Source organism: Paludisphaera sp. (assembly GCF_037189885.1).
Lineage (GTDB): Bacteria > Planctomycetota > Planctomycetia > Isosphaerales > Isosphaeraceae > Paludisphaera.
The window spans coordinates 73,144-83,954 of sequence record NZ_JBBCIR010000031.1 but is presented as its reverse complement, the minus strand read 5'-3'; the positions used below and the strand labels follow the sequence as shown (position 1 = coordinate 83,954).

At 70.7% G+C, this 10,811-nt stretch carries 8 protein-coding genes; 7 read left to right on the top strand and 1 reads right to left on the bottom strand.

The window, feature by feature from the left end:
• Positions 1-229 precede the first annotated feature (229 nt).
• From WG209_RS11720 to WG209_RS11695, 6 genes are all read left to right on the top strand, one after another.
• On the top strand, positions 230-1,582 hold the full coding sequence (locus tag WG209_RS11720; protein WP_337175228.1) for a hypothetical protein: 1,353 nt from the start codon (positions 230-232) through the stop codon (positions 1,580-1,582).
• 240 nt (positions 1,583-1,822) lie between these two features.
• On the top strand, positions 1,823-2,269 hold the full coding sequence (locus tag WG209_RS11715; protein WP_337175227.1) for a hypothetical protein: 447 nt from the start codon (positions 1,823-1,825) through the stop codon (positions 2,267-2,269).
• Positions 2,270-2,646: 377 nt separating this feature from the next.
• A complete protein-coding gene (locus WG209_RS11710; RefSeq protein WP_337175226.1) occupies positions 2,647-4,365 on the top strand; it encodes a DNA repair helicase XPB in 1,719 nt (572 codons plus the stop codon).
• A 50-nt stretch (positions 4,366-4,415) separates the two neighbouring features.
• Entirely contained in the window at positions 4,416-4,640 is a 225-nt protein-coding gene (locus tag WG209_RS11705; protein ID WP_337175225.1) for a hypothetical protein, read from the top strand.
• 19 nt (positions 4,641-4,659) lie between these two features.
• Entirely contained in the window at positions 4,660-6,924 is a 2,265-nt protein-coding gene (locus tag WG209_RS11700; RefSeq protein ID WP_337175224.1) for a helicase-associated domain-containing protein, read from the top strand.
• Between the two features lie 107 nt (positions 6,925-7,031).
• A complete protein-coding gene (locus WG209_RS11695) occupies positions 7,032-7,214 on the top strand; it encodes a hypothetical protein (RefSeq protein ID WP_337175223.1) in 183 nt (60 codons plus the stop codon).
• A 386-nt stretch (positions 7,215-7,600) separates the two neighbouring features.
• Here the strand turns inward: WG209_RS11695 and WG209_RS11690 are convergent, their stop codons facing one another.
• Positions 7,601-10,090, bottom strand: a complete 2,490-nt coding sequence (locus WG209_RS11690) for an MMPL family transporter (RefSeq protein WP_337175222.1) — start codon at positions 10,088-10,090, stop codon at positions 7,601-7,603.
• A 307-nt stretch (positions 10,091-10,397) separates the two neighbouring features.
• Between WG209_RS11690 and WG209_RS11685 the strand changes: the two genes are divergently transcribed.
• Complete coding sequence (locus tag WG209_RS11685) at positions 10,398-10,787, top strand: hypothetical protein (RefSeq protein ID WP_337175221.1); 390 nt, start codon at positions 10,398-10,400, stop codon at positions 10,785-10,787.
• Positions 10,788-10,811: the final 24 nt, after the last annotated feature.

Here is a 10,811-nt window from a genome sequence, read left to right as displayed (position 1 = left end):
GTGGGAGAAGGTGCCCCGGAGGGGCGGATGAGGGGGCGCGCGACCGAGGGCCGTGGGCCCGTCTCTCGTGGCGCGGGCCTTGCCCGAGGGACGCCGCCGGTCGCCCCCTCATCCGGCCTTCGGCCACCTTCTCCCACGAGGGGTGAAGGGGGGAGATTCGTGGCGGGAACCCGCTTCGCGTCCATGGCGGAAAAAGTGTCGGGTCGTCAGGCCGACGTGAGGGGGACGGATGGCCGCTCCGTGGCGCGTCTTCTGGCTGTTCGCCCTGCTCGCCCACGCCTCGGCCGCGGCCGGGTGGTGGTGGCTGTCGCCGGGCGGATTCGCGGTCGCGAGCCCGCGATTCTGGACGAACCGCGTCGCCCCTCCGCTCGTGCTCGTGGCCATGGCGACGGCGCTCTGGGCGGCCCGTGCCGACCGCCGATCCCTGTTTGTGGCGGTCCTCGCCGGGCTCCCCGCCGCATGGATCTCGGGGACGGCGACGGCCGTCCTGGCGTTCCCGGTCACCTTCGCGCGGCTTTCGATCGTCACGCTCCTGGGCGCGTCGGCGATGGTCGCGGGCGTCCCGGCCGCTTTCCGGGGAGGAGCCGGACCCCCGCGTCGATCCCTCGCGATCGGGGCGCTCGTGGGATTCCTGATCGGCGGGGCGATCCCGATCGGCTTCAGGCCCCCTCCCGCCGCGACCGTCCCGTCGGGTGCCGTGGCGATCACCGCCATCGACGCCCTCGCGGAGCCTCCCCGGGTGCTAGGCGACCGCGTCTTCATCAGCCCAGGCGACGGCTCGACGACGATCCGGGCGAAGCCGCTCCGGATCACGGTGCAACCGCTGCTGCGTTTCCTGGCCCGCTCCCCCGACGGCGCGCCGACGGTCCTGGTGCCGGCGGTGCTCCGCGAAGGCCCGAGGCCGCGGCTCGTCGGGGCGGCGACCATCCCGGACGGGCTCGACCTCCGGTATCGGGCCGACTACGAGGCCGCGCTTCGAGTCGAGGGAGTCGATGGCGAGGTGTCCATGGAGTCGAGGGCCGACCTGCCGGCGACCGTCTGGTCTCACCTCAACAGCTTCTGCGACGTCGACGTTTCGGGGCATCGACGGCTGGCGCTGGGGTTCTCGCCCTGTCCGGACGCGCGTGTCGAGGTGGTGCCGGCGGATTATCCCGTCGGCCGCCCCCTGCGCTTCGCCTTCATGGACGCCTCGGGGCGATTCCGCGTGGTCGAGGCGACGGACGGCGAGAAAGGGCCTTTCCGGGAGCTTGCGTCCGGTCCCCTGAGACGCGGCGACCCGTTGACGATCGAGCTGTTCGACGAGGACCGGGCCGTCGCTCGGATCGTCCTGGAGGACTGGTCGGCCCAGGCTGACGTCCAGCCTTCACCGACCGCCGGGTGGGGCGTCCCCGCCAACTCGATCGAGTTCAGCCTGTCTGGCGACCGACCATCCTCCGCCGCTTTCATCTATATTTCGCTCGCGTCGACATCCGTCGGCCGTGGCTGGGACTGTCTCGGGCATCGCCCCGGGGTCTATCGCAACCGCGTCCGGGTGATACCGAGTCGAGAGAGCGGCGAAACGTCCCCGACGCCCAAGGATTAGCCCCCCTGGAGGCGTCCATGTCGGGCCCCCGGGGATTTTTGCCTCGGCCGGGAGATTTGTGAAATCGCGAGGAGTCGCCCGCGGAGTCTACCGAAGATCGATGGCCGCGCTCCTTGGCAACTCGATTTCGGACATGGCCGGACGGCCTACGGTCCGCCGCCGGCTCGACACGCCGGACCGTGGCTCGGAGCGTTTAGGGCGGTCGAGCGTCGAGTGTCGGCGACGAGGACGGTGGGTCACATGAGGCGCGTTCTGGCGGTTTCGATCACCCTCGGCTCGCTGACTTCCTGCGTCAGCATCATCCATCACGACCAGGACATGGCGGCCGAGGCGGCAAGGGCCTTCGCGCAAGCCGCGTTCGTCGATCGCGACGAAGCGAAGGCGCGCGAGCTCCTGTCGCCGACGTTGGCCCAGGAGTTCACGCCCGAAAAGCTGCCCGGGGCGATCGCCCGCCTGCACCCTGAGTCGTTCCCCACGCGGGTCAGGGCGACCGACTACGAGCCCATGATGGGGCAAAGGGCGATGATGATCTATCTGAAGGGGGCGAACGACGGGGAGGACTTCCATTACCGTTTCGTCATGGAGGGAGACTCCACCTCGGGCTATCGCGTCGCCGGGCTGTTTCGCGGCGTCGGCCCCCATCCACCGAGCAGCCGGCGGCCCCTGGGCCATGCGTCTGGCCCCTGAGAATCATCCGCGTCCGTCCGGGGCGCGGGCGGCTCGCGATTTCCTCGATCCCCTGGCGATTGAGGAACCACATCGAATACGACGAACGAAGCCAACTTCGACGCGGCGCAACCCCTTGATGAAGTGACGTTTAGGCGTGAATCGCCGGGATGGGGACGCGACGAACGAAGCCAAGTTCGGGCGGTCGGTCGGTATACTTGGGCCATGGGGGAGTTCGACGGGCCGCCGCCCGCGCCGTCGGCGGTTCGTGACCTTGCGAGTCCGGAAAGGGGCGTCTACCATGGAGCGTTCGCGGTGGTAGGTCCCGGTCTCGATTCACGACGGACGGCCCGCTCGACTCGCCTGGATCCGATTCGATACGAACCGGCAAGGAGCCCATGCAGTACAACCCGGCCAACCCGCTGATCGTCCAGGGGGACAAGACGATCCTCCTGGAGGTGGACAACCCGCTGCACGCCGAGGCCCGCGACGCCGTCGCGCCGTTCGCCGAGCTGGAGAAGAGCCCCGAGCACATCCATACGTATCGCCTCTCCGCCCTGTCGCTCTGGAACGCCGCCGCGGCGGGGATGTCGGCCGACGAGATGGTCGAGCGGCTGGAGAAGTACTCCAAGTTCCCGCTGCCGACGAGTCTGCCGGCCGACCTGCGCGACCTCGTGGGCCGCTACGGGCGGGTGAAGCTCCGGCGCGTCGACGGCAGCCTCCGGCTGGTCGCCTCCGACAAGCCGCTCATCGAGGAGCTGGCCCGCCAGAAGGGCGTGCGCGAGTATCTCGGCGAGCGCCTGGACGACGTCAGCTTCGCCGTCGAGGCCCTGGATCGCGGGGTGCTGAAGCAGGGGCTCATCGCCGTCGGCTACCCGGCGGAAGACCTCGCCGGCTACGCCCAGGGGGCGGCGCTCGCGGTCAACCTGCGCGAGACGGCCAAATCGGGCCGCCCGTTCCAGGTCCGCGACTACCAGCGCGGGGCGGTCGACACCTTCCACGCCGGCGGCGACGTGAAGGGGGGCTCGGGCGTCATCGTCCTCCCCTGCGGCGCGGGCAAGACCATCGTGGGGATCGCGGCCCTGGCCCAGATCAAGACCGAGACGCTGGTCCTGACCACCAGCACCACGTCGGTCGAGCAGTGGCGCCGCGAGATCCTCGACAAGACCGACCTGGACGAGTCGATGGTCGCCACCTACACCGGCGACTCCAAGGCCATCGCCCCGGTCACGCTGGCGACCTACCAGATCGTCACCTACCGCCCCAAGAAGAACGGCGACTTCCCCCACTTCGGCCTGTTCAACAGCCGCGACTGGGGCCTCATCATCTATGATGAAGTCCACCTGCTGCCGGCCCCGGTCTTCCGCGTCACGGCCGACATCCAGGCCCGGCGAAGGCTCGGCCTGACCGCCACGCTCGTCCGCGAGGACCACCGCGAGGAGGACGTCTTCAGCCTCATCGGGCCGAAGAAGTACGACGTCCCCTGGCGCGTGCTGGAGTCCAGGGGCTGGATCGCCGAGGCCCAGTGCCACGAGATCCGCCTCGGCCTCGACCCCAACCGTCGGATGGAATACGCCGTCGCCGAGTGGCGCGACAAGTTCCGCCTCGCCAGCGAGAACCCCGGCAAGGATGACGTCGTCGAACGCCTCCTGGAGCGTCACGACCACCCCGAGGATCGCGTCCTCATCATCGGCCAGTACCTCAAGCAGCTCAGGCGGATCGCCGATCGCTTCGACCTCCCCCTCATCACCGGGTCCACCGGCAACGCCGAGCGCGAGGAGCTCTACGCCCGGTTCCGCCGCGGCGAGCTGCGCCGGATGGTGCTGTCGAAGGTGGGGAACTTCGCGATCGACCTCCCGGACGCCAACGTCATGGTCCAGGTCTCCGGGACGTTCGGCAGCCGCCAGGAGGAGGCCCAGCGCCTGGGGCGGATCCTCCGGCCGAAGGAGGGGGAGCGCCCCGCCTGCTTCTACACCCTGGTCACGCGCGACACCCGCGAGACCGATTTCGCCCACCACCGCCAGCTCTTCCTGACGGAGCAGGGGTATAGTTACGAGATCCTCGACGAGGCCGACGTAATCGCCGAGGTCCACGAGTCGTCGAAGTCCGCCGGCTGACGCCGAGGCCCGGCCCCGCCCGATCCGATCCGCACCCTTGAGAGACCCCGATGTCGCGAGCGAACGCCCGGATTCCCGTCAAGATGCACCGCAACGTGACGTTGATCCGGACGTCCGAGCCAGTGATCGCGGAGGAGCTGCTGGCGCGGAAGTCGCTGTCCCGGCTGATCCTGGCGCGGCTGTCGGACACCGTGCTGCTGGTCAAGCCCGACGAGGCCGACGGCGCCGTCGAGGAGCTTCGGAAGATGGGCCACACCCCGCGGATCGCGCGCTGAGGCGAGGGACGACGCAGACATGGCCTCGACGCCCAGCCCCGCCGCCGGCCCCCCGGCCCCACGACCCGCCAGCCCGTTCGCGGACGACGCCGACCCCCGGTTCGTCTTCCGCACCCTGCTGGGGCGGCTCCCGCTCGCCACGCTCCGACTCGTCGCCCAGGCGCGCGGCCACGAGTCCGAAGCCGCGCGCGCGCCGACGCTCGCCGGCGAGTTGACCGACCTGCTCGACGACCCCCTGGGGAGCCGCGAGGCGCGTCGGGAGCTCTCCGACGCCGACCGCGCTGCGCTCGGGCTGTTCGGGCTGACCGAGGCGAGGTCCTGGCCGCTGGCCGGGCTCCGCCTGGCCCTCGCCATGCTGGGGGTCGACGCCGACGCCACGCTCGCCGGCCTGGCCCGTCGCGGGCTGCTGGCCGTGGAGATCCCGCCCGACCGCGAGGCGACCGACATGGCGGCGCTCGTCGTGTCCGACGCGGACGGAGAGCTGGAGGTCTGGGCCCACCCGGCGCTGACGCAAGGGGGGCGGCTCCCCATCGCGGCGGCGGCGCCGGAGGTCGCGGGGACGGTCTCGCGGGCCCGCGAGTCCGACGGCCTGGAGCCGGTCATCCGGCTGGCGGCCCTCTGGCAGCGCGCCGGCGCGGGGCCGCTGCGGCGGACCCAGCAGGGCGTCCTGTACAAGCGCGACCGCGAGCGGATCGAGGAAGGCGGGCTGCTGGCGGCGCCGGTCGACGACGCCCTCGCCGAGCTGCCGGACCTGCCGTCGCTCTGGATGGGCCTGGCCCGTCGCGTCGGCCTCCTCGCGGTCGACCGCTCCGACGATTCGCTGCGGGCCGCCCCCGCCGAGTTCTGGGCCGAGAACGCCCTGCACCTCCCCCAGATGCTCGCCTCGGCCTGGCTCGGGCTGCGTTCCTGGGACGAGCGCGGCGAGCCGTCGCCGGAATCGCCCCCGACGTCCGACCCGCCGTCGGCCTGCCTGCGGCCCGCCGTGCTGCTTCGCCTGGCGGCCCTCGACCCCGAAGCCTGGACCACCATCGACGCCCTCTTCCAGTCGCTCAACGCCGACGCCCCCGGCTGGGATCGCCTCGGCGCGCCGGACGAAGCGGCGACGGGCGGCCGGCGGGCCAGGGGGGGGGCGAGGAAAGGCCAGGGGCACGCGCGAGCGGCCCAGATCCTGGAGCGGATCGTCCTGGGCGGGGCCTATGCCCTCGGCCTGGTCCGCGCGGGGGAGGAGGAGGGCACGCGACGTCGCGCGGTCCAGCTCACCCCGCTGGGCCGATACGTGCTGGCGACGGGGCCGCCGCCTCCCCCCCGGCCTTCGTTCGACCAGTTCCTGTTCGTCCAGCCCAACCTGGAGGTCATCGCCTACCGACAGGGGCTCACCCCGCCGATCGTCGGCCTGCTCAGCCGCTTCGCCTGGTGGTCGCGGATCGGCGCGGCGGTCGAGCTGAAGCTCACGCAGGAGTCGGTGGCTCTCGGCCTGGAGTCGGGGATGACGGCCGCGGACATCCAGGAAGTCCTGGCGAGGCATGGCCAGCGCGCCCTGCCGGGGAGCGTGAAGGACGCCGTCGACCGCTGGGCCGGCCGCCGCGAGCAGGTGACGTTCCACCCGGCCGCCACGCTCGTCGAGTTCAGCTCTCGCGAGGATCGAGACCGGGCGCTGGAGTCGTGGATGGCCGAGGCGTCGACGCGACGACCGTTCCTGGCCGTGGCCGACCGCTACATCCTAGCCGAGGACGCCCAGGACGTCCCGACCGCCCGGATCAGCACCACGGCCGCCCGCGACTACCGCCTCCCCCCGGATCGCTGCGTCGCCGTCGAGGACGACGGCGTCACGCTGACCCTGGAGCCATCGCGATCCGACCTCCTGGCCGAGGCCGAGTTGGGGAGCTTCGCCGACGAGGACCGCGCGACGGCCGGCAGGGGGGGGCGTCGCCGGTTCATCGTCACTTCCGCCTCGCTGGACCGGGCCCTGGACGCCGGGCTGACCCCCGCCGCCATGGCCGACTGGTTCCGCCGCCGCACGGGGCAGGAACTCTCGCCGGCGATCCGGCTCATGCTCCGGTCGACGACCGACCTCGACCCGCGTCCCGATCCCTGGCCCGCGCGACGGCTCCTGGTGCTGGCCGCCCCGTCCGCCGAGACGCTCGACGGCGTGATCCAGCACCCCGACACCCGGGATTTGCTGGGCGAACGCCTGGGACCCACGACGGTCGTGGTCCCCGAATCCGGTGTGGAGGTCCTGCGCCAACGACTGGCGCGGTTCGGCATCGCGTTCACCCTACCCTGAATTTCGCCCCCGTCGCGGCGGCCCGATCCCTCGCCCCGGGCGAGAATTGTGGTAAGTTGTATGCGACGAGGGCCGTTTACCATCCCGACCGAGCGGAGCGTGGCGTCATGGAGCTAGAGAAGGTCATCACCTATTGCGCGGTCGCCGTGGCGGCGATCATCGTCCTGATCTTCTCCCTGGATCTGGCGGCCGGGATCTTCGGCCGCTTCATCGCGATGGACGTCCTGTTCATCCTCGGCGGCGGCTTCCTGCTCTGGCAGGGGATCGAGACGCTTCTCGAACTGCGCTGAGGCGGGGAGCGACGGCCGCCGACGTGGGCGCGCCGACGGATCGATCGCGCGGCCGACGTGGACCCGCGCCAAGCCTACCCAGCCAGCATGAGCCGGAGGCCCGGAGTCGTCCAGCGACGCCCTACGCTCAGCGTCCGTGCAACGCGCCTCCGTCTCCCGCCGGGCCGACGTCCCGAGCCCGCGTCGGCGGTGGTCGCGAGACGCGCCGACGTCCGACTCGGCTCATGGTTCACGCGCTCCTGCTCTCGTGAGGCAGGGGGACGCGTGCGTGGCTCCGCTCGGTGGGCCCACGCGACCATCGCCGCCGCGGAGCCGTCGCCGGCATGGCGTCGGTCCCCGTCGGCTCGCCAGGAAATGGGACCGGGATCGAGCCGGCCCGGGCATCCTTAGTCCTCGTAGAACTCTCCCAGGCAGGAGTCGACGGCATCCGGCACGAGCGCCGCGTCGGTCTCCTGGTGGTCTCGCGCCTTGCCGTTGGCGGAGGGGTCGAGCAGGGCGGCCGGAGCGGCTTTCGCCCTGTCCGGGCCGACGTCGTTCCAGAGCTTGCCCGCGACGACGACGAACGCGGGCACGAGGATCGGGCGGACGAGGAAGGTGTCCAGCAGCACGCCCAGCCCCAGCGAAAAGCCCAGCTCCCGCAGCGAGGTCAGGCTGCCGGTGAGCATCGAGCCGAACGTGCCGGCCATGATGAGCCCGCACGAGCTGATGATGCCGCCGGTGTGCGCGACCGCCCGGCGCGTCCCCTCGACGACGCCGTGCTTGGCCTCCTCCTCGATCACGCGGGCCATCAGCAGGATGTTGTAGTCCTCGCCCACGGCCACCAGGATCACGAACAGGAAGAAGCCGACCGTCCAGTCCAGCCCTCCCCACGGCTCGGGCCCGCGGTGCAGGTTGCTGAAGACCAACTCCGTGATCCCCAGCGACGCCAGATAGCCAACAACGACCGTGAAGATGAGGTAGAGGCAGGTCCCCGGGCGCCGCAGCAGGCCCACGAGGATGATGTAGACCCCCAACGTCACCAGGACGTACATCCTGCGCTCGTCGCCCGTGGTGACGCGCATCAGGTCGTTGACGGCGGAGGTCGACCCGGCAAGGCCGATCGCCGCGGCGCCATGGATCGGCCCGCCGGGCATGGCGGCGGTCTCCAGCGACTCCCGGACGGCCGAGAGCGCGTCCATGCTCGGCTTGGAGAACGGATCGCTGCCGAAGACGACGTCGAACCGCGTGATGTGGTTCGGGGTTTCGTCCTCCTTCGGCTTCACGCTGACGTATCGGCCGTCGGCGGCGACGCGGAGGGCGCGGTCGGCCATCTTCTGGAGGAGGTTCATCTCCGACTCGGGGATCGGCGGCTGGCCGAGCGGCTGGCTCAGCGAACGCACCTCGTCCACGCCGGGGACCGCGAGCAGCCGCTTCGTGACCTCGGCCACCTTCTCGCGCCCCTCGGGCGAGCGGAAATCGACCTTCGCGTGCTCGACGACGGCGATCGTCGGGCTCAGCTCCCCCACCGCGAAGTAGCGACGGATCACCGACGCCCCGACGACGCTCGGCCGGTCGGGCGCGAGGTCGGCGAGCTGGCTGTAGTTGGACGTCGTTTGGGCGCCGATCACCGCCAGGGGCGTCAGCGCCGCCAGGCTGATGGCCAGGATCCAGAGGGGATGCTTCACGACCAGCGTCGACACGCCCACCCAGAAGCGGGACGTCGGCGATTCCTCCAGGCCGTCCATCTCCCCGTCCTCGCCCGTCGCGCGCCGCGGGGGTCGAAAAGGCCAGAAGATCACCCCCCCCAGCCACGAGAGCATCAGCGGCGCCAGCGTTAGGGCCGCGATCAGGGCGATGCTCAGGCTCATGGCGATCGCCGGGCCGGTGTAGCGGATCTTGGCGAAGCTGGAGAAGATCAGCATCCCCAGGCCGATGATCACCGTCCCCGCGCTGGCCACCAACGCACCGCCGACCTGCTCGATCGCCTCGCGGAGCGCGTCCTTGCGGGTCCTGCCTCGGTTCAGCTCCTCGCGGTAGCGGGCGATCAGGAACAGGCAGTAGTCGGTCCCGGCGCCGAAGAGGACCACCACCACGAAGACGCGGGTGATGTTGATGACCTGGAACGACATCCACGGGGCGTCGAACTTCTCGGCGAAGTGGGTGGAGACCGCCGCGAGCGACGCGATGGCCTTCATCGAGAAGACGACCGAGAAGGCGATCGTCAGCAGCGGGACCATCGCCAGCAGGGGCGACCGGTAGACGATCAGCAGGATCGCCACGACCAGGATGATCGTGGCCGTGGTGGTGTTCTCGACGCTCTCGTTGGCCGCCGTGTTCATGTCGTGGCCGACGACCGCCGACCCCGAGACCGCGCGGACCAGCCCCGACGGCGGGGCGGGCTGGCGGTCGAGGTACTCGAGGATCTCGTCGACGGCGATCCGCGTCCTGCGCGAGAGGTACGTCCCGTGCAGCGAGGCGATCGACAGCACCGCCTGGCCGGGGCCGTCGTGCGCCCGTCCCACGAGCCGGGGGCCGATCACCGGCGAGCGATGGGTGTCGATCTTCTTGACGCCCAGCGTCGGGACCGTCTCGCTCCACCGATAGAAGTCGGCGGCGTGCTTCTCGACGTAAGCCAGGTCGTCCGGCGTCAGCGGTCCGTCGGCGCGTTCGAAGACGAATACCACCTGCGAGCTGGACGCGTCTCGGGGGAACCCCCGCTCCAGCAGCTCCTGGCCGACGACGCTCGAGTAATCCCTGGGGAAGAACCGGACGTCGTCGTCCTTGGTCACATCGTCCCAGCGCGGTGCGTAAAGAAACAGCAGGGCTGTCGCTGAAATCCAGAGCAGCAGGACGATCCAGGATCGGCGCTGCACCAGGCCGGCGAGGAAAGGGAACATGGTCGAACCGGTGTCCTGTTCGGGGACCGACGGACGACTTCCGCCCTGAAGTCGCCGACCGGGAGGCCGTCGGCCGCCCCCAAGTCGTCCAGCGGCAAGCTGTTTCGTGGGATTTCGCGAGTGTATCCGGCTGCCGTCCGGCTGTCAAAGCGAAACGAAGCGGCCGAGCCCGCGGGGCCCTCGGGGGTTTTCGGCGAGAACCGCCCCGGGACTTGGCCTGAAACTTGCCCTGAGCACTCCGATCCTTTAGAAATTGAGAAGGGGCCGTCGAAACCGGCCCCTTCATGCGTCACCGAGGAAACCTCTCTTGTCCGCCCCATCGCCTCGCGAAATTGCCACCTTCTGGAACGGCCGCCTGGCCCACTACAACGCGCATCGCAATGACGAGCACCTGAACGCGCTTTACGAAGAGACCCTCCGCTTCGTCGGCATGCACCTGGAGAACGACCTCTGTCGCTCCGACTACTGGTCGAGGGTCCCGCTGCAACGCCGCCTCGTCGTCTTCCTCTACCTCGTCGACCAGGGCGTCGTCGAAATGAAGGCCCGCCTGGGCCGCCACCAGTACGTCGTCGCGCCGGACGCCGACGAGTGGGTCGCCCAGACCTCCGCCATGCGTCCGTTCGCCAAGGCCACGCTGGAGCTGATCGCCGCGGTCCGCCACCACGCCGCCCGCCTCGCGCGTCCCCGCAAGGGTTGATCGCCGGGCCGACAGGCCGAGCAA

Excerpts from the sequence above, each read along its gene's own strand:
- WG209_RS11720 (WP_337175228.1), top strand. The coding sequence starts at position 230 with ATGGCCGCTCCGTGGCGCGTCTTCTGGCTGTTCGCCCTGCTCGCCCAC.
- WG209_RS11715 (WP_337175227.1), top strand. The coding sequence starts at position 1,823 with ATGAGGCGCGTTCTGGCGGTTTCGATCACCCTCGGCTCGCTGACTTCC.
- WG209_RS11710 (WP_337175226.1), top strand. The coding sequence starts at position 2,647 with ATGCAGTACAACCCGGCCAACCCGCTGATCGTCCAGGGGGACAAGACG.
- WG209_RS11705 (WP_337175225.1), top strand. The coding sequence starts at position 4,416 with ATGTCGCGAGCGAACGCCCGGATTCCCGTCAAGATGCACCGCAACGTG.
- WG209_RS11700 (WP_337175224.1), top strand. The coding sequence starts at position 4,660 with ATGGCCTCGACGCCCAGCCCCGCCGCCGGCCCCCCGGCCCCACGACCC.
- WG209_RS11695 (WP_337175223.1), top strand. The coding sequence starts at position 7,032 with ATGGAGCTAGAGAAGGTCATCACCTATTGCGCGGTCGCCGTGGCGGCG.
- WG209_RS11690 (WP_337175222.1), bottom strand. The coding sequence starts at position 10,090 with ATGTTCCCTTTCCTCGCCGGCCTGGTGCAGCGCCGATCCTGGATCGTC.